Source organism: Thioclava sp. GXIMD2076 (genome assembly GCF_037949795.1).
Classification (GTDB): domain Bacteria; phylum Pseudomonadota; class Alphaproteobacteria; order Rhodobacterales; family Rhodobacteraceae; genus Thioclava; species Thioclava kandeliae.
In genome coordinates this window covers 795001-819467 of sequence record NZ_CP149932.1, presented here as the reverse complement: position 1 = coordinate 819467, position 24467 = coordinate 795001, and the positions used below count along the sequence as shown (strand labels likewise).

Here is a 24467-nt window from a genome sequence, read left to right as displayed (position 1 = left end):
GCAAAATTCCGCTACCGATGACCTCGAGCAAGAATAATAGCGGTCAAAAGAGCCGCATATCCTTTGAGGCGGAGCAGACATCATGGCGAAGTCAGTCGACTTTGCTGTCCGTGATATTGCGGGCGGCGTTTCTCGTGGTACGGTAGCCGGCGACGGCGCCGGTGATTTCATTCAGGTGGGTGATGGCGACGCGATCTCGCTCAACCTGCGCAAAACCAACATTCTCAAATACGAACGCGCGGGCAGCGACCTGCATGTTGTCTTGACCGATGGGCGTGTCGTCGAGCTGACGGGCTATTTCGATGTGCCCTCCAACAAGCTTTATATCTCCGCCGATGGCGAGATTACGCAGGTCAATCTGGAAGACAGTGGCGAAGGTGTCCTGTTTGCCAATTATTCCGAGCCGGAAATTATCGGCAAATGGAGCCCGAATGACGAACTCGCCTTCCTTGATGGCGACGACATTCTGGCACCTGTAGAGGAAGATACGGCCGGTATGGCCGGATTCGCGCCCCTGATGGGGGTCGGACCGCTTCTCGCGGGCGGTGCAGCCTTGGCTGGCGCTGCGGCTCTTGGCGGCGGGAGCGGTGATGACGATGACACCACCGATGAAGACGATGATGGCACCACGGATGACGGCAATGAAGAGCCGGATGACGAGGACACCACCGACGAAGACGATGATGACACCACGGATGACGGCAATGAAGAGCCGGATGACGAGGACACCACCGACGAAGACGATGATGGCACCACGGATGACGGCGATGACGAGCCGGACGACGAGGACACCACCGACGAAGACGATGATGACACCACGGATGACGGCGATGACGAGCCGGATGACGAGGACACCACCGACGAAGACGATGATGACACCACGGATGACGGCGATGACGAGCCGGACGACGAGGACACCACGGATGACGGCGATGACGAGCCGGATGACGAGGACACCACCGACGAAGACGACGAGGATCCTGATGATGAAGATCCGGATGATGACACAGATCTCGGCGCGGATCCTGTCATTACGCCGACCGTCAACGATCCCGATGCGGATTATACTCTGACCACCAATACCGAAGACCCCAAAGCCGAGGTGAGCGGGACGGGTGAGACGGGTTCGACCGTCGAGGTGATACTGGGCGATCAGATAATCGAGACGACCGTTGACGAGAACGGCGACTGGTCTGTCGTGTTTGAGGACGAGACCTTCCCGTCCGACGGAGATCTGACATCGACGGTTGTTGTCACGGCGCCGGGCGGCACCGAGTACACGCTCGACGGCCCCGATTTCCTCATCGACATGACCCCGCCCGAGGTGACGATAACCTACGGCGCGGAATCGACCTCGGATGTCGAGAATCTTGCGGAATATGCCGATGGTATCTCGGTGGGCGGCACTGGCGAGATCGGCGCGAGCATCACCGTGACCATTAATGGCGAGGAACAGAGCACTGCCGTCGATCCGGATGGCAACTGGAGCGTGACCTTCACACAGGACCAGCTCGCCGGTGGTGAATATTCGGTGGAAATGGTTGTGACCGCGACTGATGTGAATGGCAACGTCACCGTTCTCAACGATGTGCTCGTGGTTGATACCGAGTTGAATGTGACCTTCGACGCCGATGCCGTCACCTCGGATAACATCGTGAACGAGGCGGAAGTATCCTCGGGCTTCACGTTAAGCGGGACGACCGATACGGACGCCACCTCGGTGAGCGTCACGCTGAATGGTGCGAGCTATGAGGCGGTCATCGCCGAGGATGGCAGCTGGAGCGCGGTCATCGACGACGCGAGCCTTGTGACGGGCGATTACACGGTCAGCATCACGGCGACGGATGCGGCGGGCAACGTCTCGACAATCACCGATACGGTGAGCGTCGATACCGATATGGATGTGGCCTTCTCTTCGGCCAGCGTCACCTCGGACAATATCGTGAATGCTGCCGAAGCCTCTGCGGGCTTCACGCTAAGCGGCACGACCGATACCGATGCGGCCTCGGTCACCGTCACGCTGAATGGCAAGAGCTATGACGCGGTTGTGGCCGAAGATGGCAGCTGGACGGCGACTGTCACCGATAGCGCGCTTGCGGATGGCACCTATACGGCGACCGTTACGGCAACCGATTTCGCGGGCAACGTAGCCACCGATACCAAGGCCGTGACGGTCGACAGCTCGATCTCGGTTGGAATCAATAGCACGCAAATGGCCGATAATGTGATCAGCGGCTCGGAAACCACGGGCGTGATCCTGACGGGGACGGCGGAAGCGCTGTCGACCGTGACGATCAGCTTCGGCTCCGGCACCCGCACGGTCGTGGCGGGCGAAGATGGCACATGGAGCGCGAATTTCGCCGCCAGCGAAGTGCCTGCCGATAGCGATATGGCCGAGATTTCTGCAACGGCAACCGACAGCTATGGCAATACCGCGACCACCAACCAGACCATCAAGGTCGATACGGTGCTTGATACGCTGACAGTGGCAACCGGCACGCCGGACAGCGTGCTTGCGGATGGGGTTGTCAATGCGAGCGAAGCTTCGGGCGGTTTGCTGCTGACCGGCACGGTCGAAGTCGGGGCGCAATCGGTGACGGTTGCGCTGGCGGACGGGACCACGGTGATTGCAACGGTCGATGCCGAAGCCGGCACCTGGACCGCAACCATCGATGCGGCGGATCTGCCCGATAGCGGTGATGCCACCGAAACCCTGACCGTCACTGCCGTGGATGCCTATGGCAATAGCGGCTCGACCACACTGGATGTTGTGTTCGACACGGTTGTCGAGAATTTCTCGGTCGCATCCGTGACCGCCGACAATACGGTGAACGGCGCGGAGGCGACTGAAGGCTTCGCGATCTCCGGCACGGTGGAAGCAGGATCGACCATCACCGTGACCATCGACCAGACGGGCGCGACCCAGACGATCGTGGTGGGCGAGGATGGCACATGGTCTGCTGCCTTCGACGTGGATGATCTGCCCGAGGGCACCGGCACGGCGACCTATTCGATCAGCGCGACGGATGTGCATGGCAACGTGCTTGACGGCACCAATGCCAGCGCGGCCAATGGCAGCTTTATCTATGATCTTGAAGCGCCGGACTCGCCCGATGTGACCTGGGCCACCATCCAATCGGGCAAGGTCCGCGCGATCTATACCGATAGTGACGGCGAAGCCGACAGCTATACCGTGTCCGGTATCAACAGCGATGGCACTGTGACCGAGCTGGATAACTCCGCGACCGCTACGGATGACGGTTCGGGCGAGGATATCTACTCCTTCGACTCGCAAGCGATGAGCACCTATTTCGCGGTGACCGATGTCGATGCGGCAGGCAATGAAAGCTCGACCCTCACAGTAACGAGCGAGTCGGAAATCACGTTGAACCTCGATCGTGACGGGCTGGACCAGTTCGACTTCTCCAAGATCGATCTCGACCTTGCGGATGTGAACCTGACCATCTCGGCAGACCAGATCATGGCCATGACCGGTCATGAGAATACGCTGGTGATCGAAGGGGATAGCGATGATAGCGTGAATGTGTCCGGTATGACTGTTGCGACCGATGACGCACAGGATATGGACGGCTATACGCTCTATACGCTCGATGACGGAGACGCCAAGCTCTATGTCGACAATAGTATTTCAACCACCGTCATCTAAGGCATTGGCCAATGGATAAAATGTGCAATTCCCGGACAGTCCTCGTCCGGGCGGCACTTCTGAGTGTCGTGATGACCTCGCTTTCCGGTTGTCTGGGCGGGGGGACGCCGTTTCCCTCCGGTCGGGCCGCCTATGCGCCCGCGGGTAACGGCTTTGCCGAAACCCAGCCGGGCACCACGGCGCAAAGCTCCGCCATCATCGGCGATCTGGCGGCGCGGCGGTCGATCCTGCCGCAGGGCGGGGCCTATGATCAGGTCGCCAAGGCTGTCCTGGCCTATCAGAAAAGTGCGGCCCAGTCCGAGCTTCTGGTGAAGCAGCTGACCGCCAAGGCCAAATCCAAGAACTGGCTGCCGTCGCTGAAACCCGGGGTCAGCCTGACCTCGCTGGGTGATCTGGCGACCTCCATCGTTCTAGATCAGGTCCTGTTCGACAATGGCGCCAAGCGGGCCGAGCGCGAATATGCCGCAGCCGATGTCGAGCTGGCTGCTGTGAACCTTTCGGCCGATTACAACGACAAGGTCTATACGGCGCTGTCGCATTACATCAAGGCCCGTCAGGCCGAAGCCGAGGGCGTGGCTGCAACGCAGGCCGCCAACAAACTGGCCGAATATGATGACATCATGCGTCAACGCGTGGAGGGCGGTCTGTCGGACATGTCTGAACGCCGAGTTCTGGCGCAGAAGCTGATCGATATGGAAGCGACCGAGGCGACCCTGCGCGATACCGTGCGCTCGGAGACCGCGCAGCTCGACAGCCTCACAGGCGGCGTGTCGGTGCGCGGACAGGGGATCGAGCCGCTGAAGGTTCCTGAGCCATTGCCTGAGGCGCTCGCCATCAAGACCGCACAGGGGACCCGCAACCTGACCGTGGCCCAGGCCAAGATCAATCGCGCCGGTCTGCTGCCGGGCCTCTCGGCCAGCGCCTCTGTCGGTACCGGCAAGCCCGATGTCGGGGTCGATCTCGGCACGAGCGCAGGCTTCGGTTTTGGCACCGGCGACCAGCTGAAGGCCTATGATGCCGCACGTCAGGCGGCGCAGCAGCAGGTCGACCAGACCCGTCAGGAAGCCTTCCAGGACTATGTGACGCTGAAATCCAAGCTCGATATGGCCGAAGCCAAGCAGAGCCGCGATGCAGGCGTGGTGGCCGAGATGGAAAAGAGCCTCTCGCTTTATACCGAACAATACCGTCTTGGGGGCCGCACCCTGATGGAGCTTGTTAATCAGTTTGAAAATTATGCCCAGATGCGGCAAGACCTTGCTGGACAGAAATACGATATAGCGTTGATAAGGCTGGAAATCGCCCGCCGACACGGACTTCTCGTCGACGGGAGCGTCATCTAACAAGGTAAAGAGATTTGGCAGAGCGCATCATCCCCTTTGATATCAACGCGTCCCATGTGAATGGGGCGAAGGGAGAGGTGCGCGCGACGCGGAGCGAGGCCGAGACGGCCCAAGCCGCCCCTGCGCAATCCGCGACCGGTCGGGCGCGGGCGCGCGCCGAACTGGCGGCCATCTATGCGGGGCTTCTGGGGGCCGACATTCCGGCTCTCGATATCCTCGAACAGATGTTGCGCGCGGTGGGCGAGGCGACGGCGGCGCTGACCGGCGATGCCAAGGAGGCCGCCGAGATCAAGCCCGAGCATATCGCTGCCGTTCTGCGCGTGGCGGGGCTCGTGTCCTCGGTCGAGAAGATCCCCTCGATCACCCCCGATCAATGGCCTGCACTGGCACAGATGACCAATGGCCAGATGGTGCTGGTGATCGGACAGGAGGGACAGACCCTCTTCGTCTATGACAAGACCTGCAAGGATCAGCGCGCCGAGGTGCCGGTCAGCGATTTCCTCAGCTTCTTCTCGGGGACGGTGATCCGCGCGCGGACCTCGCTGAAACAGCTCGAGGAGCGCCACAAGGTTACTCCCGAGCGTGAACACTGGTTCTGGGGCGCTTTCCACAAACAGCGCCGCGCCTTTATCGAGGTGGCCGTGGGATCGCTCTTTGCCAACCTGCTCGCGGTGGCCGTGGCGCTCTTCAGCCTGCAGGTCTATGACCGCGTGATCCCGCACCAGTCCACGGCGACCCTCTGGGTGCTGGCGATCGGGGCATTTCTGGCCTTGGGCCTTGAGATGGCGCTCAAGGTGGCGCGCTCAGGGCTGATGGATATGGCGGGACGCAAGATCGAGCTTTCGGTCCAGCAGCTTCTGATGGAGCGCCTGCTGGGGATGAAGGTCGCGCCGGGTAAACGATCGCCCAGCCAGCTGTTCTCGGCGATGCGCGAATTCTCCTCGGTGCGCGAGTTCTTTACCGCCTCCACAATCGGAACACTCGCCGATGTGCCCTTCATCTTTGTGTTCCTGTTCCTTGTGGCCTCCATCGGGGGCTCGCTCTTCTGGGTGCTTCTTGCAGGGGCCGTGCTCATGGTGCTGCCGGGGTTCTTTTTCCAGCGCAGGATGATCCGGCTGACCGAGGCGACCCAAGGCGCCTCGGTGCGGGCCTCGCGCCTCTTGCACGAGGCGATCTACGAGCACGAGACCGTGGCCACCTCGCGCGGGGCGGACCGGTTCAAGCGTGTATGGGAGGAGCTGATCACCCTGTCGGCGGTCAAATCCTCCGAGCAGCGCAAACTGGCCGCAGCCCTGACCTATTGGGCCCAGATGGTCCAGCAGGGCACCTATATCGCCGCCGTGGTAATCGGGGCCTATAAGGTCTTTGCGGGCGAGTTTACTGTGGGCTCGATCATTGCCATCGGCATTTTGACCTCGCGCACGCTCTCGCCGCTCACGCAGCTTGCGGGCACGCTGTCGCGCTGGTCGAACGTGAAACATGCGTTGAACGGACTGGATGCGATCATCGAATCCGATCAGGCGCAGGCCGATGACCGGTCCTATCTGCGGACCTCGCAGGTGCGCGGTGAATACGAGATGCGCCATGTGAACTTCCAGTATGATCAGGACAGTTCGCTGACTCTGGATATCCCCAACCTGAAGATCCCGCCGGGCCAGAAAATTGCCGTCCTGGGGACCAACGGATCGGGTAAATCCACGCTTCTGAAGCTGATGGCGGGGCTGTATGATCCGCAATCGGGCCGCATTCTGCTGGATGGCATCGAGATCAGCCAGCTACATCCGCGCGATCTGCGCCGCTCGCTGGGCTATCTCAGTCAGGATGTGCGGCTGTTTGCGGGCACGCTGCGCGAGAACCTGAACCTGACCCAACTCGAACGCGATGACAGTCGCCTCTACGAGGCGCTCGACTTCGCAGGGCTCGGCCCGTTCGTGCGCAGCCATCCCAAGGGGCTGGATCTGCTGTTGCGCGATGGCGGGGAGGGGCTGTCGGTCGGCCAACGCCAGTCGATCGGCTGGGCGCGGCTCTGGCTGCAGGATCCATCGGTCGTGATCCTCGACGAGCCGACCTCCGCACTGGATACGACGCTTGAAAACACGCTGGTCAGCCGGTTGCAGACGTGGCTGGAAGGTCGCACTGCGATTATCGCGACGCACCGCGTCCCGATCCTGACTTTGACCTCGCGCACCCTTATCCTGCAGAATGGGAAACTGGCAGTGGACGGCCCGCGTGACGCCGTTCTTGCCCATCTCACCAAAGCAAAAACCGGAAGCTGATAAATGGCCACGATCGATCCCAGCGTGATTGTCACCCGCACCAAGCGGATGAGTCTGACGGTCTGGCTGGTCGGTATCGCGCTTGCGGTGTTTCTGGCCTGGGCCTCGATGGCCTGGGTCGATCAGATCGTGCGCGGTCCGGGTGAGATCGTGTCCTCTTCGCGTCCGCAGATCATCCAGAACCTCGAGGGCGGTATCCTTGCCGAACTGGATGTGGCCGAGGGCGATCATGTCGATGCAGGGCAGGTTCTGGCCAAGCTTTTTGCCACGCAATACCAGACCCAGACCGATGATCTGCGCGACCAGATCGCGGCGCTCGAGGTGCGGCAGTTGCGGTTGGAAGCGGAGATGAACGACACGCTCGTCTTCAATCCGACCAAGGAGCAGATCAAGTTAGTGCCGGATATGATTGCGTCTGAATCGGGGCTGCTGGAGGCTCGGCTCGAGGATTACCATGCCCGCGTTTCGGGTGCGAAAGCGGTCATCAAGCAGGCCAAGGCCGAGCGGGATCTTGTCGAGCGGATGTATGACAAACAGGTCGCGCCGCTGATCGAGGTGACGAAATCGCGCAAGGCTTTCGAGGATGCGCAGAACCAGCTCAACGAGATCCTGACCAAGACCGATCTGGACCGCGCTTCGGATTACTCCGATACGCTCTCGAAGCTGGGGACGCTGCGCCAGCAGCTGAAACTGTCCGAAGACCAGTTGGGACGGACGACGCTGGTGGCGCCGATGCGCGGCATCGTCAACCAGCTGTCGGTGACCACTATCGGCGGTGTCGTCCAGCCCGGCCAGCAGATTATGCAGATCATTCCCGAGGGCGAAGAACTTTATATCGATGCAGAGATCGCGCCCAAGGATATCGCCAATGTCCGTGCCGGTCAGGACGCGACCATCAAGCTATCGGCTTATGACTATACGATTTATGGCAGTCTTCAGGGGCAGGTGGTCGTGGTGTCGGCCGATACGTTCAAGGATGACAAGGATCCGAATGCCCAGCCGCATTACAAGGTGACGCTGAGCGTGGATCTGGATGATCTGACGGAGCGCCAGCGCAATCTGGAAATCCGGCCCGGTATGCAAGCCACGGTCGAGCTGCATACGGGCGAGAAGACGATCCTGCAATATCTTCTGAAGCCGCTCTACAAGTCGCGCGAAGCGTTGCGGGAGCCGTAAGGCTCAGTCCGCGTTACGCTTCGCGCCATTGAATTCGAAGAACACCGCCGAGACGTCATCGGTCAGGCTGCCATCGGCATAGTTCTCGACCTCCCAATAGAGCGCGTCGAGAAACGCATTGCCATTGAGGCCCGAGAGCTTTTGGAGCATCCCGTCGAGCCCGTTCTCCATCAGGAGCTGACCGTCAGGTGCGGTGGCTTCGGTGATACCATCCGACATCAGGATGAGCCGCTCGCCCGGCGCGAGGATGGTGGAGAAGGTCTCGTATTGCGCCTCCTCGATCAGGCCGACGGGCAGGCCGCCTTGCCCGAGATGTTCGACCGTACCATCCACCCTCTGTTTCACGGGATGGGGGTGCCCGCCCTGCACCATCTGGACTTCGCCCGAGACCAGGTCGACATCCGCATAGACCAGCGTGAAATAGCTCTCGGTCTGCATCTCGTCGAGCACGAGTTTGTTGAGATAACCTGCCAACTCGCCCGGATCCATACCTTCGTAGATCCCGAAATCCGACAGCACGAGCGCGATATTCTGGTCGGGCGAGGAGCCCGAGAGATAGCCCGCAAGACGAGCCGTCATCAGCGCCGAGGTGATCCCGTGGCCCGAGACATCGATCCCGTAGAGACCGACGCGACGGGCGTTGATCGGGAAAAAGCCCACCAGATCGCCGCCGACCTGTCCGCAGGGGCGTAGCATCAGGGTCACCTCGGAACTCCCGAAGCTCCGGTAGCGCTCCTTGACGAGGCTCTGTTGCAACTGGCGTGCCTCGGACAGATCGCGCCTGATTCCGTCATGGACGGATTTCAGCTCATCCAGCGTCGAACTCAGTAGCTGGTTCTTGCGGGTCAGTTCCCGTTCCATGCGCAAGATACGGTCGCCCGCTTGCAGACGGGCGCGCAGTTCATTCCCGTTTACGGGCTTGGACAGGAAATCATCCGCCCCGCTTTGCAGACCTAAAGCGACCTCGGCTTTTTCGGATTTCGAGGTCAGGAGGATGAAATACCCATAGCTGCTCCGCTGCATCTCGCGGAATTTGCGGCAGAAGTCGACGCCGGACATTCCTGTCATCATCCAGTCGGAGATGACGATATCGGGTTCGAACTGGTTACATATTTCAAGGGCTTCTTCGGCAGAGGCCGCTTCTGTCACGTCATATCCAGACCGCGATAGCTGCGCCGAGAGAATGCGGCGCTGCATCTTGCTGTCATCGACAACAAGCACACTGCGACGCGCAGTCTCGTCCGGCTTGGGTGTTGCCGTCGAAAGCTTATACAGAGGATCCTGCAAGCCGATTCCGCTCCTCGTAACACTACTGTTGGCCATCTTTGGCGCAGGCAGTCTTAATTTGGGGTAAACCCGAGTAAGTTTCCGAGCTTAAGTTTTTGGCAAGCTTTATTGCCTAGCCTCAAGCAAGGTGGTGATGCCCTTTGGTGGAGGTTGAGATGATTGATTGGGATCGGGTTGCCGAGTTGCAATCCGAAATCGGTTCTGATGGCTTCGGCGAAGTCGTCGAGCTGTTTATGGATGAAGTCGAAGGCGTTGTTATGAAATTGGGAACGCGTCCGGACAGGCTCGAGGAGGATCTGCATTTCCTCAAGGGCTCTGCATGGAATCTGGGGTTCCGCGCGTTCGGCGTCATGTGTCAGGAAGGCGAGCGTCTGGCGGCAATGGGCCGCTCCGGCGATGTCGATATCCAGGCCGTTCTCGATGTCTATTCCGCATCGAAGAAGGATTTCATGGCGCGGGTAAACGAGTTCCTGAGCGCGGCCTGAACCGCTGGACATAAAACATCGGCCCCGAAAGCGGCCGATGTTTCGATGCCGAAGTCCCCGAGCGGGATTAGATCAAAAACTCCGCGAGGATCGCGTCTTCGGTAATGTCGCGATAGAAAAAGCCTGCCTCGTCCAACTGCTGCGTCAGGCGGCCAAAGCTGGTCGGATCACGGGTTTCAATCCCGATCAGCACAGATCCGAAATTCCGCGCGGATTTCTTCAGATATTCGAAACGCGCGATGTCGTCCTGCGGTCCGAGCATTTGCAGGAAATCTTTCAGCGCGCCGGGGCGTTGGGGCATACGCAGGATGAAATATTTCTTAAGCCCCGAGTAGCGTTGCGCCCGCTCCTTCACATCAGGAAGCCGCTCGAAATCGAAATTCCCGCCCGAGACGATACAGACCACCGTCTTGCCTGCGATCTCCTCACGCATGTCTTGCAACATATCGATCGACATCGCCCCGGCGGGCTCGAGCACGATGCCCTCGACATTGAGCAATTCCAGCATGGTCCGGCAGATCCGGTCTTCCGGTGCGCCGAGGACGTGATCGGCAGGAATGGCACGCAATGTTTCGAAAGGCGTCTGGCCGATCCGCGCCACGGCAGCGCCATCGACGAAACTATCGACATGCGGCAGTGTCACAAGCTTGCCCGCCTCTAGGGCGGCATGCAGGCTGCGCCCGCCCATCGGCTCGACATAGCGGAATTGGGTGCTAGGGCTCGCCGCGCCCAGATAACGCGTCACACCTGCCGAAAGGCCGCCACCGCCCACGGGGATCGTCACGAAATCGGGCGCATGGCCGAGCTGATCGAGCATTTCCACGGCCACGGTGGCCTGACCTTCGATCACGTCACCATTGTCGAAAGGCGCCAGAAAATGCGCGCCCGCCTCGGTGCAGAAGGTCTGGCTCGCGGCCAGTGTGTCGTCGAAATAATCGCCCGTCAGGACAATCTCGACATTCTCGCCGCCAAAGCTGCGGGTTTTGTCGATCTTCTGCTGTGGCGTGGTCACCGGCATGAAGATCGTGCCCTTCACTCCGAAATGGCGGCAGGCATAGGCCAGACCCTGCGCGTGATTGCCCGCGCTCGCGCAGACGAAATGATCCGCGGTAGGATCTGCGGCCCGCAGCTTGCGCATGGCGGTGAAGGCGCCGCGCAGCTTGTAGCTGCGCACGGGCGTCAGATCCTCGCGCTTGAGCCAGATCTCCGCCCCGTAGCGCTCCGACAGAAAGTCGTTGCGCAAAAGCGGCGTAGGTTCAAACAGATCGCGCAGCGCGCGGGCGGAGGCTTGGGCATTGAGGGCAAAATCGGTCATGGCGTATCGGATCGCTTGTTTGGTCAGGGGGCAAGCCAAATCGGTGATAGGAGTGCGCCTATGGCTATATGGTCCCCGTGATCCTAAGCCTGCGGCAGATTGTCAATCGGCTTGGCACGGGATCTGCGCAATCGGGTGCCGCTTTTCAGGCCATTCCGGCAAACATCGGCGCCAGAGAGCGCATTTGATGGGGGGAAACCCGCCCCGCCCCTTGTGGCACAGAAAAAAACGCTCTATCCCCACGTCAAAATCTGTTCCTCGGGAGATGTCAATGTCCGCGCCCAAGAAAGTCGTGCTCGCCTATTCCGGCGGCCTCGATACCTCGATCATCCTCAAATGGCTGCAAACCGAATATGGCTGTGAGGTCGTGACCTTCACCGCCGATCTGGGGCAGGGCGAAGAGCTGGACCCCGCGCGTAAGAAGGCCGAGCTGCTGGGCATCAAGCCCGAGAATATCTTCATCGAAGACGTGCGCGAAGAGTTCGTGCGCGATTTCGTCTTCCCGATGTTCCGCGCCAATGCCGTGTATGAGGGTCTGTACCTTCTGGGCACCTCGATTGCGCGTCCGCTGATCTCCAAGCGTCTGGTGGAAATCGCCGAGGCGACCGGCGCCGATGCTGTGGCGCATGGCGCAACCGGCAAGGGCAATGATCAGGTGCGTTTCGAGCTTTCGGCCTATGCGCTTAACCCCAAGATCAAGGTTATCGCCCCTTGGCGTGAATGGGATCTGCATTCGCGCACCGCACTTCTGGACTTCGCCGAGAAAAACCAGATCCCGATTGCGAAAGACAAGCGTGGCGAGGCGCCCTTCTCAGTGGATGCAAACCTTCTGCACACCTCCTCCGAGGGTAAGGTTTTGGAAAATCCGGGTGATATGGCGCCCGATTACGTCTATCAGCGCACCAATGATCCGGTTCTCGACGCTCCCAACGAGCCCGAATATATCGAGATCGGGTTCGAGAAGGGCGATGCCGTCTCGATCAATGGCGAGGCAATGAGCCCCGCGACGATCCTGACCAAACTCAACGAGCTGGGCAAGAAGCACGGCATCGGTCGTCTTGACTTCGTGGAAAACCGCTTTGTCGGGATGAAGTCGCGCGGCGTCTACGAGACCCCCGGCGGCACCATCCTGCTGGAAGCGCACCGTGGCATCGAGCAGATCACGCTCGATTCCGGCGCAGGCCACCTGAAAGACTCGATCATGCCGCGCTATGCCGAGCTGATTTATAACGGCTTCTGGTTCTCGCCCGAGCGCGAGGCGCTGCAGGCGCTGATCGACAAGACGCAGGAATATGTCACCGGCACTGTGAAGCTGATGCTGTTCAAGGGCGCGTCGCGCACCGTGGCGCGCTGGTCGGACTATTCGCTGTATTCCGAGAAGCACGTGACCTTCGAGGAAGACGCAGGCGCCTATGACCAGAAAGACGCGGCGGGCTTCATCAACCTCAACGCCCTGCGCCTGAAGCTGATCGCCACCCGCAACGCTCGCGTGGCAAAATGAGCAAATCGCAGCCCCATGCCGCCATCGTCACCGTCTCCGACCGCGCCTTTGCGGGAGAATACGAAGACAAGGGCGGTCCGGGCTGCGAGGACTGGCTTGGCGGCGTGGTCACCTCGCCGCTGAGCATTACGCGTCATATCATCCCCGATGGGCGTGAGAGCGTGGCAGAAAAGCTGCGCGAATTGGTGGCTCAAGAAGCCTGCCTGATCCTTGTGACTGGCGGCACCGGCCCTGCGCCGCGCGACGAAACGCCCGAAGGCGTGGCCGACGTGCTGGAGAAAGAGCTTCTGGGTTTTGGCGAGGAGATGCGCCGCGCCTCGCTCGAAGAGGTGCCGACTGCGATCCTCTCGCGCCAGACCGCCGGCATTGCCGGCAAATCGCTGATCATCACGCTGCCGGGCAAGCCCTCGGCGATTGCGACCTGTCTCAACCGCGTCTTTGCCGCGGTGCCTTATTGCCTCGATCTGATCGGGGCGGGGTATATCGAGACAGACCCCGCCAAGATCAAAGCCTTCCGCCCGAAGGCGAAGTAATCAGCGCGCTTTTTCGACCGCTGCTTTCCAGAAATCCGGATCGTCATAGACGGTCGGATCGGTGACGCCCGCCAGATCGAAAGCCTCGCGCCGTTCGACGCATGTGCCGCAACGCCCGCAATGATGCGCGCCGCCCTTGTAGCAGGACCATGTCTGCGCAAAATCCGTGCCCAACCGCGCGCCTTCCTCGACGATTGCCGATTTCGGCACCCGCACGAAGGGCGTGTAAAGTGACACATCGGCATAGCCATCCAGTGCCTGTTTCTGCATGGCCTCGAATGCCTCGGTGAAGGCGGGGCGGCAGTCGGGATAGATGAAATGGTCACCGCCATGCACGGCCGTTGCCACGGCATCAGCTTGGCGCGCTGCCGCAATCCCGAAAGCGATGGTCAACATGATCGCATTGCGGTTGGGGACCACGGTAATACGCATCGTCTCTTCGGCATAATGGCCGTCTGGCACGTCAACATCATCGGTCAGCGCGGATCCGGTCAGGGACGCGCCGATGCCGCGCATGTCGATGATGTCGTGTTTCACACCAAGACGCTCTGCAGCACGGGCGGCATAATCCAGCTCCTTGCGATGGCGCTGGCCGTAATCGAAGGAAACGAGCCCGACAAGCTCATGCTCGGCGGAAATCTTGTCGGCAAGGGTGACGGAATCGAGGCCGCCGGAACAGATGACGATGGTTTTCATGAAGACTTCCCTGTTTTGAAGACATCCGGGTGGGCTGCGACCGGAACTCTGCCACTACCGCGAAATGCAGCCTAACCCAAGGGTCTTCACGAAAGTCTTATTCGGCAATCTTGGTGGCCATCAGCCGCTCTGCCTGACTTTCGGGCATGCTGTTGGTCAGCACCAGTCCCCAGAGCAGTAGCGGAATGGCGACGATACCGCCCACCGGTCCCCAGAGCCAGATCCCGAAGATCAGCGCGAGGAAGACCAGAAGCGGGTTCAGGCGCATATGTTTGCCGATCATGGCAGGGGTAATAAACTGGCCCTCACATCCGTTGAGGCAGGCATAGAGCAATGCAGGCAGCACCGCATAGAACCCGTCAAAGGCCGCCACACCCGCAAAGAGGAGTGCCACGATCAGGCAGGCAGGGCCGATATAGAGGACATAGTTGATGAGGAAGGCCACAAGCCCCCAGAGCATGGCACCGGGCATACCAAGCGCTGTCAGCACCACACCGGTTGCGACGCCCAGCCCCGCATTCACCACCGTGATGGTCAGGAAATAGCGCGACACTTTCCGCTCTGCGGCCCGCAGGCGTTTGGCGGTGGAGGCGCGCTCGGCGGGTTCCGACAGATGGCGCGCGGCCCATGCGTAGATCTCGTTGCGGGTCAGCAGGAAGAAGAAGAGCGTCCCGATAAACACCAGAAACTGTGCGAAAAATGATGGCGCCAGCATCAGCGCATCCGAAAGGGTTGGCATCTGCACGCCGCCCTTGTCCTCGCCCGCCTTGGCCGCAGTATCGCTGACAGCTTCCTGAATGCGGTCACTCATGGAATTGAGGTTCTGGATCGCATCCTTGTAGCTGTCGATGGTTGAGCGCATATCCTGCCAGACCTTAGGCGCCTGATCGACGATCTGATAGACCAGTGGCTGGAAGATCAGGAAGACCATCGCCACAATCAGTAGTGAAAACAGTATCGAAGTCATCGCACCCCAGACCTGCGAAAACCCCATTCTCTCCCATGTGTCGGAAACGGGTGAAAGGACGATGCCCGCGACAAGAGCCAGTATCATCGGGGCAAAGATGCTTTCCACCTGCACAAGCGCAAAGACAACGCCGATCGCTCCGATAAGGATGATGGCGATCCGTGACAGGGTCTCTAGGCGACTCATGAAGATATCCTCTGTTTTGCGCCCAACGCGCGGGTTTCAGGAATTGTTCCTGACAATATCAATAGTTATATCAGTATGTTGAGTAGTTTTCCGGCAATAGAAAAGCCGGGAAAATCCCGGCTTTCCGTTTCACGATATGTCGTCGCTCAATGCGCCACGCCATTGGCGTGCAGATGGCTGCGGAGGTTCTTTACCGAAGCGCTTGCCTCTTTGGAAAATTCCTCGGCCAGACGGTCGCCCAGATCGGAGCCCTCTTTCTCCGCTGCGCGTGCAACATCACGCGCAGCGTCATAAGCTTCCTTTTTCAGGCGGGCGGCGAGTTCTTCGGCGCGCTTTTTCTCTTCGCGGTAAAAGGAAAGGGCTTCCTCTTTTGCGCGGTCGATATAGGGACCAGCGGCCGAGTTGCGCAGCCTGTCCTTGGGTAGCGCTGCGATCACGGCTGCGCCTACGGCCAGGCCGAGCACTGCGATCACGACCGGATGGTCGGCCACAAACTGGCGCGTCTCGGTTGCGGCGCGGGTGCCGTATTCCTGCGCTTTCAGCTTGGCGGCGTAGGCGCGCTCGCGCGCTTCGATCACTCGCTTACGGGTCTCCGCCGAAAGCTCGTCGAGATCTTTCGACAGCTTCGCCCGCACATCTCCCGAGAATTTCGAGATGGTTTCGGCGCGTTCTTTCACGAAATCGCGGCCCGACTGCTTGTCATCGGCGGCTTCGTTCTCCAGTTCGCGCAGACGGAGGGTCGCGCTGGCACGCAGGCGGTCGATCTCGTCGGACCAGTCCTCGGCAACGGCGTCAGCGGTCTGCACGGCCTCTTCGGTCTTGCTGTCTTCGGTGCCATTCTTGCGGCCCAGCAGGAACCATGCCAGACCGGCACCCGCCAGCGCGAAGGCCACCGGATTTTCGCGGATCGTTGCTTCGGCACGTTTCGCATAGGGGGTCGCGTTCTCGCGGATGAAGTCAGACACATGATCCGCCAGAAGGCCCGGTGCAACGCGGCCGGTCAGATCGGCCAGCGTGCCTGCCAGATCGGCCTTGTCTTGGTTCAGACGGCTCTCGATTTCTTTAAGAGTAGTTTTCTCGCTCATTTCAGGCTCTCCTTGAGATTCTGCAGATCGGCAGAGATTTTGGTAATGATGGTTTGCGGGGTGGCGGCCGCGCGGCGCAAAAGCACAAAGGCCCGCAGCGCAAGAAGACCACCAAGAACGAGGAGGATCGCAGTGGTGATCAGCGCCGCCCAGACAGGCGCAAGGCCCGCGGTCTGGATCGCAAAGATCAATGTCTGCGTCAGCGCGCCGAGCAATGCGATGGCCGTGGCAAAAGCCACACCCAGGCAGATCGCAGCAACGCGCAGATTGGACCCGGCCTGCGCGATCTCGGCGCGGGCAAAGGCCATCTCGTCACGACCAAGCTGGCGCCCTTTCTCGAAGGCACGCAGCGCGGTATCGGTCAGGCCGGTTCCGACGCTGGACGTGTTTTCGGGGTTATGCTCGGTCATAATCGTCTCGTTTCTGGTCGTCTCTATCTCGAGGCGCGGTCATCCGACCCGCTTCTGAATACCCAACGCCGGTCCTGCAGGAAGGTTCCCGTCTCCCGAGGGCATGTCCGGCGATATTTTCCGTCAAGCTAGCGCGTGCTGGGGCGAAGGCTGCGGAAAGACAGACCGTGCGCGAACGCCTGATGAGGCCATTGGGTTCCAGTAGGAAGCGGCGATCTTTTCAGGGAACCTTGGCCGGAAAGCCGGCGTTGACCTGCCAGAACGCAAGATAATTGCTTAGAAACACTCAATGGAGGCTCCTATGCTTGGCTGGGCTCTTACATTTCTGATCATCGCGCTGATTGCTGCCGCTCTTGGTTTTGGCGGCATTGCTGGCGCATCTGCCGGGATCGCTCAGATCCTCTTCGTCGTCTTCCTGATCCTGTTCGTGGTTGCGATGGTCGCCCGTGCGGTCCGTGGCAAACCGCCGGTCTGACGGAAACGACATGCGATAACGCATCTGGAAAGGGCCGTATCCGCAAGGATGCGGCCTTTTTTGAATGTTTTTGCGGGTTTTCTGGCCTGCGGTTGGGTTTGGGGGCAATCTGCGCTAGGTAATGATGCGCCATGGACCGGATCCCGCATCCGGCCACGAACGACGACGTTCAAGAAACGCAATGCCTGTGCGGTAATCTCCGGCAGGCCCGAAACAGGGGGAACGACGTGCAGTCTCTTGTGCGCAAGCTCGGTTTGCGAACCGATCCTTATATCTTCTTCATCTCGGCAATCTTCACGGTTGTCTTTGTTCTGCTTCTGGTGATCGCACCGGGCCCGATCGGCGATGCTTTCGCTGCGGGGCGCGAATGGATCACCGTTAATCTGGGGTGGTTCTTTATCCTCGGGGTTAATGTCTGGCTTGGGTTCCTGATCTGGGCCGCCATGTCGCGCCACGGCCATATCCGGCTAGGGCCGCGCGATTCCCGTCCCGAATATTCCAATCTCAGCTGGTTCACGATGCTCTTTGCCGGTGGTATCGGCACGGTGCTGATGTTCTGGGGTGTGGCCGAACCGATCAGCCATTTCTCGAACCCGCCTCTTCCGGGGGTCGAGCCCTATAGCGCGCAGGCCGCCGATGACGCGATGTCGATCGCGATCTATCACCTCGGTCTGCATACATGGACAATTTTCACCCTTCCGGGGCTGGCATTTGCCTATTTCATCAACCGTTACGACCTTCCGATCCGCGTAAGTTCGGTCTTCTATCCCCTCCTGAAAGAGCGGATCTACGGCCCTATCGGCAAGGCTATCGATATTGCGTCCATTCTAGGCACGTTGTTCGGTGTGGCGGTCTCGCTCGGGCTTGGCTCCAGCCAGATTGCGGCTGGCCTCTCGGCGCTCTTCGGACTGGAAGATGGCACGGTGCTGAAGGTCATCATCCTGACCGTCCTGACGGCGGTCGCCGTTCTGTCGATCACCGCAGGGCTCGACAAGGGCGTAAAGTTCCTGTCGAATCTCAATATCGGTATGGCCGTGGCGCTGATGGTCTTCGTGCTGGTGACAGGCTCGACATTGTTCCTGCTGCGCGGGATCGTCGAGACCTTCGGGCTTTATTTCGACAATCTGCCGCGGCTTGCCTTCTGGAACGATATGCTGGCCGACGAGAACCCAGCCACGCCCGGTTGGGGCTGGCAGGGTAGCTGGACGGTGTTCTACTGGGCATGGACCGTCACATGGTCGCCCTTCATCGGTCTGTTCGTCGCGCGGATCTCGCGCGGGCGCACGATCCGCGAGTTCGTTTTTGGTGTGCTGGCCGCGCCCTCGCTCTTCACCCTCATCTGGTTCGCCATTTTCGGCTGGCAGGCGATGGAGTTCGACGGGATCGGATCGGCGGCGCGGGCCGCGATGGGCGATCAGGCAGGCCAGATCAGCGAAGCGGTGGCCAATTCTGTCCCGTTAGCGATGTTCGCCTTCTTCGAGCATTTCCCCTGGTCGGGGTTCCTGCAGGGCTTCGGCGTGGTGATCGTGGCGATTTTCTTTGCAACTTCGGCGGATTCGGCCTCGTTGGTGGTGGATATGCTCTGCACCGGCACGCCAGAACCGGGCCCGGTGCCTCAGCGCGTCTTCTGGGGCGTAGCACAGGGTCTGGTGGCCGTAATGCTGATCGTTCTGGCGGGCGATGCCGGTCTGACCGCGCTGCAACAGGTGATCACGGTGGTCGGGCTGCCGATTTTCATCCTCGTGACGATGATGATTCCGTCGCTTATCCGTGGCTTTGCGGCCGAGGATATCGACCATGTGACCATTGGTAAAAGACCGAAACTCTCGGAATTCGACTGATAAGGAAGGGCGCCACTGGCGCCCTTTTCTTGTCCAGCACCATTTTGGCAAAAGAAAAAGACCCGTAATGCGGGTCTTTCTTACGAACGGAACACTAAAACGGGTTCAGTTGGTCGCGTCGTTTTTCGGCTCGCTATCGAGAAACTGGCGCAGGGCTTCCTCCAGTTGGTGCCCCCAGACGGGCTTCTCGCAGAAGATCGCACCAGGAAAACGGTCCTCGATCTCTTCGGCACGGCTATGACCGGACTGGAACACGAGCCGCGTGCCGCATTCATGGAGGCGCTTTGCCAGCGGGAATACCTCGCCATCGCGCAGTTGAACGTCGAGGATCGCCGCATCGGGGCGTTCCTTGATAATCATCAGCCGCGCCTCGGATCGCGAGGCGCAGGGGCCTATCACCCGATAGCCCATATCCCCGACCATCATCTCGAGATCCATTGCAACAATGGGCTCGTCTTCACAGATCAGGACCGTTTTTTGTACATGCTCGTTAGTCTGACAGCCCATAACCTAGCCTAGTGGTTCGTTTCTCTTCGCTCGTTTCGACCTCGATATCGCCATGCAGTTGCGCGGCGGACAGTTTGATCAGTGTCGATCCGAAGCCGTTTCCAATCTTCGATTCACTGGGCTCAACGCGCGATGTGTAGAGTTCGTTCCATTCAAGAATCAATTTGTTTTGGCGGGTCACCGACCAAGTTACTTGTAGCGTGCCATCCGCAGGTCCCAGAACCCCATATTTGGCTGCATTGGTTGCCAATTCGTGGAAAAGTAGGGACAGCGCATTAATTTCCTTGGTCTGGACATAGACATCAGGCCCTTCGATCCGCAGAACAGCCTGTTTCTCGTAGGGTTCGAGGGCGACCTTCACCACCTCGCGCAGCATCAGCCCATGGCCATTGCTGCCCGATTGGGTGAGCGAATGCGACCGTGCGAGGGCGGCGATCCGGCGCTCGAGTTCGGTGGTGAACTCACGCACCGAGCTGGCTTTGCGTCCCGCGATCCGCGTCATGCCCGAAATGATCGAGAACATGTTCTTCACGCGGTGATTCATCTCGCGCAGCATCGCCTCGCGGATCTGCATGGCTTCCTGCGCATCGGTCACATCGAAGATGACCCCGACGCGCCGTCCCAGCGCATCATGGTTCAGCCTGCGCCCGACAAGCCTCAGCGTGGGGGGCGAGAGATCTTTGGTATCGATCCGGATTGTGATATCCATCGCGCCTTCCGGCCCCGCCATCTGGCGCAGGCCCTGCCGCAGGATCTCGCGATCCTCGCGTAGCACATGGCGCAGCAATGTGCGCGGCTTGGACAGATCGTCCTCTTCGGTCAGGCGGAACATCGAGCGGCAGCGTGCATCCATGTCCAGCAGGTTCGAGCGGCGGTCATATTCCCAGACGCCCAGCCCGGCCACATCCAGTGCCAGCTTCAGGCGCTCGCCCTCGCGGGCCAGCTCCTGTTCCAGCGTCAAGGCCTGCGAGATATCGGTAAAGACCAGCGTCGCCCCGTCGATCTCGCCATTGCGGATCCGGTAGGGGTTGATCACCAGAGACCATGTCTTGTCGCTCTCGCGCTGGGTGACGGTCAGCTGCTGCACTTCCTGATTGCGGATCACATGCTCGACTGCGTGGAAGATCTCCTCGTTCTCGGAGAGATAGCTCGTCACATCGGTCAGCGGTCGGCCACGGTCGCCATGGCGGAACGGATAGAGCGTCAGGATCGATTCCGTATAGTTGCGGATATGCAGGCGCTGGTCCACCACGATCAGTGGCAAAGCGGTCGAAGCAAAGAAGTTCTGCAGATCGGCATTGGCGACCGAAAGCTCTTCGATCTTGTTCTTCAGTTCGTCATTGACCGTAGAGAGCTCCTCGTTTGTCGATTGGAGCTCCTCGTTCATCGACATCATTTCTTCGTTCGAGCTTTTCAGCTCCTCATTGGCGGTTTCCAGCTCCTCGACCGTGGTATGCAGGCGCGCGCGGGTGGCGCGCAGCTCTTCCTCGAGGCTCTGCACATGGCTGTCGGAGGGTTCGACATCGTCATAATCATGATCGTCGATCGGGCTGAAACGCCCTTCGTCGCGGAAGATCAGCAACACCGTGTGGTCGGGAAGGGGTTCGCCGACCAGTTCCAGGTTCTGTAGCCCGAATTCGGAATGCGCCGACAGATTCCTGTTTACTGTTTTGCGACCGGTCTCGGACACATGCCGGATCGCTGCAGAGATTGCCTCTTTCAGACCCGGACGGGCCACAGACTGCGCATGACGCACATGCGTGTCCATCAGATCGAAATCGACATATTTGCCCAGCTTGCCCGTTGTCTTCAGGATCTGGCCGGACCGGTCAACCACCATCGCGGGGTTGGTGTAGGCAGCCAGAAGGCGGGTCTCGGCATCGGTGGTGTCGATGCTGCGTGTTGCCTGACGGTCATCGGAATTCGTAATGTCGGTCTTGCCGGCTTGCGGATTGCCGACTTGCCCCTTGATGATGCCCGGATAGCCCGAACGGCTGTCATCGCGGGTAAAGAGTCGCGCGCCCACGGTCGCGGGCGTGAAATGCTTGTCATACTGGCCGACCGTTTCCGAAGGACCCAGAAACAGCGTGCCTCCCGGACGCAGGGCGAAATGGAAGATCGGCATGACTTCGGCCTGCAGCTTGTCGCCGAAATAGATCAGCAGGTTGCGGCAGGACAGGAGATCGATATTGGAGAAGGGCGGATCTCGGACCACGCTATGTAGCGAGAAGCGCACGCAATCACGCAGCTGCGAGGTGATCTGGAACTTGCCGTCACGGCCCACCGTATACAGTTCGCGGAAATGCTCGGGAATATCGGCAAGGGCGGCCTGCGGATAGGTGCCCTGCCGCGCGAGGCGCAGCATCTGCTCGTCGATATCGGTGGCGAAGATCTGCAGCTGCTGGTGACGTCCGGCGCGGGCCTGGGCATCGTGGAACAGCATGGCCAGAGAATAGGCCTCCTCGCCGCTCGAGCAGCCCGGTGCCCAGATCCGGATCTCGTCGCGGGTGCTTTCCTGCACCAGAGGTTCCACCACGCGCTGGCGCAGGATCTCGAACTGTTCCGGATCGCGGAAGAACCGTGTGACATTGATCAGCAGCTCGCGGAAGAGCTTGTCGCATTCGTTCGGATCGACCCGCAGGCGGCGCAGATAGTCTATGGCATCGGCCAGCCCCAGAACGCGGATACGTCGCTCGATCCGGCGCACCAGTGTCGAGACCTTGTAGAGCGTGAAGTCGTGACCCGAGGTCTTGCGCACGACGGCGCAGATATCAGGGACCAACTCCTCGATAGAGCGGCCGAGCTTGTCGTCATCGAACTGCAGGGAGCTATGGGAATAGAACTGGCTGATGGTCTCGATGATGCGACCGGGCGGGCGGATGAAGTCGACAAGCCCGGTGGCCTTGGCCGACATCGGCATTCCATCATATTTGGCCGATTCCGGATCCTGCGCGATACATAGCCCGCCAAATTCCTTGATGGCACGCAAACCGGCACTGCCATCGGCGCCGGTGCCGGACAGGATCACACAGGAGGCATAGCGCCCCTGATCGCGGGCGAGGCTCTCGAAGAAATCGTCGATCGGTCTGCGCAAGCCGCGCGGTTGCGCGAAATCGGTGAGGTGGAGCACGCGGTTATGCACTGTAAGCCCGTGTCCGGGGGGGATGATATAGACACGCCCACGCTCGATGGTCACCCCATCTGTGGCCTGGGTAACCTGTAATGATGTCTGGCGCCCGAGCAGTTCCGCGAGCAGACTCTCGTGATTGGGGTCGAGATGCTGGATCACGACATAGGCAAGGTTGGCATCCGGCGAGGCCTGCGCCAGCATTTCACGGATCGCTTCCAACCCGCCCGCCGAGGCACCGATGCCTACAACGCAAATCCGGTCTTTATCAAGTTCGGCCATCGGCTCTTCAGGTCCTTGGAACACTCAAACGGGCAATCAACGAAATCGAATCCGCGATCAACTGGGCAGAACTTATCATGGCGAGCCCGTATTCCTTGGCGATCTTGTCGATATCGGACAGGTTCCGCGCCAGTGTCACGTCATTCGAATCAAGCCGCGCACGGTCAAGCACGGGTGACATGTCGAATTGCGAGGCAAGCATGTAGCGTGTGAGGCCATCCTCGTCACGCAGGCGCGACATGAAAACGAGGTTATGGAAGGTCGAGCCATCCTTGCGGTAGTTGAGAACATGGAAACGTCCACTGTCACGCATATCGTCATGGACGAAGCGGCTCAGTTCGGCCTTGTCTTCCGCGTCGCTCTTCTCCCCTTGCAGGAAGCGGCAGTTGATCCCCAGCACCTCTTCGCGTGTGTAGCCGGTGAGCGCCAAGAAGGCGTCATTGACCAGACATAACGGGACATCCTCGCCAACTTCGGAGAGGGCAAGTGCGATCCGGCTTCTCTCGAAATAGCGTTCGAGCGCGGGGGGCAGATCCTGAGGATCATGAATGGGGGCATCTATCTGGCTCATGAGGACACAATGTGCATCGACCGCGGCACTTGGCAAGCGCAGACCGGCGCGCGCGGCCAACTGTGATCGGCGAGACGGAGGGCGGATCAAGACGGTCTGAAGGTTCGCCTGCTCGTATCTGCGTTGATGTTTGTGTGTGGTGATTCCGGTGTGTCGGTGTTGCGGGTGTGTCAGGATGGTGGCTGTGTCATAAAACTGATCGAAATAACTATATACATATCAGTAAGTTATTTGAATTTTTGTATGAATTTATGATTTTCGTTGAAAAAGGGGTTGCGGTGTTTGGGTGTTGTCCGTAAATACCGCTTCACCGCAGCGGCAGACGACGCAGCGGGGCGCGGAGGCCGCGGCAGACGGGATCGAGAGAGACGGTTTGGGGCGGCTGAGGCGATAGACATTCGGAAGATGAGGTTTGCGGTTCGCACCTGAGGGATTGGGTGCTGCTGTTGATTTTTGTCTTCGGCTCTTTGACATTGATGGTTTTACTGAAGAGATATGCGGGCGGTTTGGTCTATGATCGACTAAATGAACGTCTGTATATCGGCTCACTAGGGTTTCGGCTCGATGATGTGAGTGTCAGCTTCACTGTTTGTCGGTATCACGCAAGTGGAACGATAAGCAGAAGCGTTTATTCTTTATGGATAGACGATGTGCAGTGGTTCATACGTCAAGGTTAGCGATGCAAATCGCTTTCAACTTGAGAGTTTGATCCTGGCTCAGAACGAACGCTGGCGGCAGGC

The 24467-nt window shown here is 59.8% G+C and carries 18 protein-coding genes and 1 rRNA gene (1 of these 19 running past the window's edge); 10 read left to right on the top strand and 9 right to left on the bottom strand.

Features of this window, described 5'->3' with window-relative positions:
• Window positions 1–82 precede the first annotated feature (82 nt).
• The 4 genes from WDB91_RS04010 to WDB91_RS03995 all read left to right on the top strand — a co-directional run bounded on the left by WDB91_RS04010 (window position 83) and on the right by WDB91_RS03995 (window position 8459).
• Window positions 83–3667, top strand: a complete 3585-nt coding sequence (locus WDB91_RS04010) for an Ig-like domain-containing protein (protein ID WP_339113870.1) — start codon at window positions 83–85, stop codon at window positions 3665–3667.
• A 71-nt stretch (window positions 3668–3738) separates the two neighbouring features.
• On the top strand, window positions 3739–5007 hold the full coding sequence (locus WDB91_RS04005) for a TolC family protein (protein ID WP_339113869.1): 1269 nt from the start codon (window positions 3739–3741) through the stop codon (window positions 5005–5007).
• A gap of 14 nt (window positions 5008–5021) precedes the next feature.
• Window positions 5022–7283, top strand: a complete 2262-nt coding sequence (locus tag WDB91_RS04000) for a type I secretion system permease/ATPase (protein WP_339113868.1) — start codon at window positions 5022–5024, stop codon at window positions 7281–7283.
• Between the two features lie 3 nt (window positions 7284–7286).
• The gene (locus WDB91_RS03995; RefSeq protein WP_339113867.1) at window positions 7287–8459 is read left to right on the top strand and encodes an HlyD family type I secretion periplasmic adaptor subunit; all 1173 of its coding nucleotides are present in this window, start codon (window positions 7287–7289) and stop codon (window positions 8457–8459) included.
• 3 nt (window positions 8460–8462) lie between these two features.
• Here the strand turns inward: WDB91_RS03995 and WDB91_RS03990 are convergent, their stop codons facing one another.
• Window positions 8463–9746, bottom strand: coding sequence for a SpoIIE family protein phosphatase (locus WDB91_RS03990; RefSeq protein WP_339113866.1), 1284 nt, complete (start codon window positions 9744–9746; stop codon window positions 8463–8465).
• Between the two features lie 155 nt (window positions 9747–9901).
• On the opposite strand from WDB91_RS03990, the gene WDB91_RS03985 reads away from it, so the two are divergent.
• On the top strand, window positions 9902–10231 hold the full coding sequence (locus WDB91_RS03985) for an Hpt domain-containing protein (protein ID WP_339113865.1): 330 nt from the start codon (window positions 9902–9904) through the stop codon (window positions 10229–10231).
• Window positions 10232–10298: 67 nt separating this feature from the next.
• On the opposite strand, the gene ilvA is transcribed toward WDB91_RS03985, so the two are convergent.
• Window positions 10299–11546, bottom strand: coding sequence for a threonine ammonia-lyase IlvA (ilvA, locus tag WDB91_RS03980; protein ID WP_339113864.1), 1248 nt, complete (start codon window positions 11544–11546; stop codon window positions 10299–10301).
• Between the two features lie 271 nt (window positions 11547–11817).
• On the opposite strand from ilvA, the gene WDB91_RS03975 reads away from it, so the two are divergent.
• Together WDB91_RS03975 and mog are read left to right on the top strand one after the other, a co-directional pair.
• Window positions 11818–13047 (top strand): argininosuccinate synthase, encoded by a 1230-nt coding sequence (locus WDB91_RS03975; RefSeq protein WP_339113863.1) that lies wholly within the window; start codon window positions 11818–11820, stop codon window positions 13045–13047.
• Window positions 13044–13580, top strand: coding sequence for a molybdopterin adenylyltransferase (gene mog / locus WDB91_RS03970; protein WP_339113862.1), 537 nt, complete (start codon window positions 13044–13046; stop codon window positions 13578–13580). Before WDB91_RS03975 ends, mog begins: the two co-directional genes overlap by 4 nt.
• Here the strand turns inward: mog and queC are convergent, their stop codons facing one another.
• The 4 genes from queC to WDB91_RS03950 form a co-directional block, all read right to left on the bottom strand.
• Complete coding sequence (queC, locus tag WDB91_RS03965) at window positions 13581–14276, bottom strand: 7-cyano-7-deazaguanine synthase QueC (protein ID WP_339113861.1); 696 nt, start codon at window positions 14274–14276, stop codon at window positions 13581–13583.
• A 97-nt stretch (window positions 14277–14373) separates the two neighbouring features.
• Complete coding sequence (locus tag WDB91_RS03960) at window positions 14374–15429, bottom strand: AI-2E family transporter (protein WP_339113860.1); 1056 nt, start codon at window positions 15427–15429, stop codon at window positions 14374–14376.
• A gap of 146 nt (window positions 15430–15575) precedes the next feature.
• Window positions 15576–16514, bottom strand: a complete 939-nt coding sequence (locus WDB91_RS03955; protein ID WP_339113859.1) for a hypothetical protein — start codon at window positions 16512–16514, stop codon at window positions 15576–15578.
• Window positions 16511–16924 carry a phage holin family protein gene (locus WDB91_RS03950; protein ID WP_339113858.1) on the bottom strand — a complete coding sequence of 138 codons (414 nt, stop codon included), beginning with the start codon at window positions 16922–16924 and terminating at the stop codon, window positions 16511–16513. Before WDB91_RS03950 ends, WDB91_RS03955 begins: the two co-directional genes overlap by 4 nt.
• Window positions 16925–17225: 301 nt before the next feature.
• Here WDB91_RS03950 and WDB91_RS03945 point away from each other — a divergent pair, with 301 nt between their 5' ends.
• Window positions 17226–17399 (top strand): DUF1328 domain-containing protein, encoded by a 174-nt coding sequence (locus WDB91_RS03945; RefSeq protein WP_038075379.1) that lies wholly within the window; start codon window positions 17226–17228, stop codon window positions 17397–17399.
• Between the two features lie 227 nt (window positions 17400–17626).
• A complete protein-coding gene (locus WDB91_RS03940) occupies window positions 17627–19240 on the top strand; it encodes a BCCT family transporter (protein WP_339113857.1) in 1614 nt (537 codons plus the stop codon).
• Window positions 19241–19345: 105 nt separating this feature from the next.
• On the opposite strand, the gene WDB91_RS03935 is transcribed toward WDB91_RS03940, so the two are convergent.
• From WDB91_RS03935 to WDB91_RS03925, 3 genes are read right to left on the bottom strand one after another with little or no spacing between them, the layout of a single operon-like run.
• Window positions 19346–19678: a response regulator gene (locus WDB91_RS03935; RefSeq protein ID WP_339113856.1), complete on the bottom strand. Its 333-nt coding sequence runs from the start codon at window positions 19676–19678 to the stop codon at window positions 19346–19348.
• A 52-nt stretch (window positions 19679–19730) separates the two neighbouring features.
• Complete coding sequence (locus tag WDB91_RS03930) at window positions 19731–23156, bottom strand: chemotaxis protein CheB (protein ID WP_339113855.1); 3426 nt, start codon at window positions 23154–23156, stop codon at window positions 19731–19733.
• 7 nt (window positions 23157–23163) lie between these two features.
• Window positions 23164–23727, bottom strand: a complete 564-nt coding sequence (locus WDB91_RS03925; RefSeq protein WP_339113854.1) for a PAS domain-containing protein — start codon at window positions 23725–23727, stop codon at window positions 23164–23166.
• Window positions 23728–24420: 693 nt separating this feature from the next.
• Between WDB91_RS03925 and WDB91_RS03920 the strand changes: the two genes are divergently transcribed.
• Window positions 24421–24467, top strand: a 16S ribosomal RNA gene (locus tag WDB91_RS03920); it runs 1421 nt beyond the window's last position.

What these genes read in the sequence shown, in the direction of transcription:
- WDB91_RS04010 (WP_339113870.1), top strand. Translation starts at nt 83, where the DNA reads ATGGCGAAGTCAGTCGACTTTGCTGTCCGTGATATTGCGGGCGGCGTT.
- WDB91_RS04005 (WP_339113869.1), top strand. Translation starts at nt 3,739, where the DNA reads ATGACCTCGCTTTCCGGTTGTCTGGGCGGGGGGACGCCGTTTCCCTCC.
- WDB91_RS03995 (WP_339113867.1), top strand. Translation starts at nt 7,287, where the DNA reads ATGGCCACGATCGATCCCAGCGTGATTGTCACCCGCACCAAGCGGATG.
- WDB91_RS03985 (WP_339113865.1), top strand. Translation starts at nt 9,902, where the DNA reads ATGATTGATTGGGATCGGGTTGCCGAGTTGCAATCCGAAATCGGTTCT.
- ilvA (WP_339113864.1), bottom strand. Translation starts at nt 11,546, where the DNA reads ATGACCGATTTTGCCCTCAATGCCCAAGCCTCCGCCCGCGCGCTGCGC.
- WDB91_RS03975 (WP_339113863.1), top strand. Translation starts at nt 11,818, where the DNA reads ATGTCCGCGCCCAAGAAAGTCGTGCTCGCCTATTCCGGCGGCCTCGAT.
- mog (WP_339113862.1), top strand. Translation starts at nt 13,044, where the DNA reads ATGAGCAAATCGCAGCCCCATGCCGCCATCGTCACCGTCTCCGACCGC.
- queC (WP_339113861.1), bottom strand. Translation starts at nt 14,276, where the DNA reads ATGAAAACCATCGTCATCTGTTCCGGCGGCCTCGATTCCGTCACCCTT.
- WDB91_RS03960 (WP_339113860.1), bottom strand. Translation starts at nt 15,429, where the DNA reads ATGAGTCGCCTAGAGACCCTGTCACGGATCGCCATCATCCTTATCGGA.
- WDB91_RS03955 (WP_339113859.1), bottom strand. Translation starts at nt 16,514, where the DNA reads ATGAGCGAGAAAACTACTCTTAAAGAAATCGAGAGCCGTCTGAACCAA.
- WDB91_RS03950 (WP_339113858.1), bottom strand. Translation starts at nt 16,924, where the DNA reads ATGACCGAGCATAACCCCGAAAACACGTCCAGCGTCGGAACCGGCCTG.
- WDB91_RS03945 (WP_038075379.1), top strand. Translation starts at nt 17,226, where the DNA reads ATGCTTGGCTGGGCTCTTACATTTCTGATCATCGCGCTGATTGCTGCC.
- WDB91_RS03935 (WP_339113856.1), bottom strand. Translation starts at nt 19,678, where the DNA reads ATGGATCTCGAGATGATGGTCGGGGATATGGGCTATCGGGTGATAGGC.
- WDB91_RS03930 (WP_339113855.1), bottom strand. Translation starts at nt 23,156, where the DNA reads ATGGCCGAACTTGATAAAGACCGGATTTGCGTTGTAGGCATCGGTGCC.
- WDB91_RS03925 (WP_339113854.1), bottom strand. Translation starts at nt 23,727, where the DNA reads ATGAGCCAGATAGATGCCCCCATTCATGATCCTCAGGATCTGCCCCCC.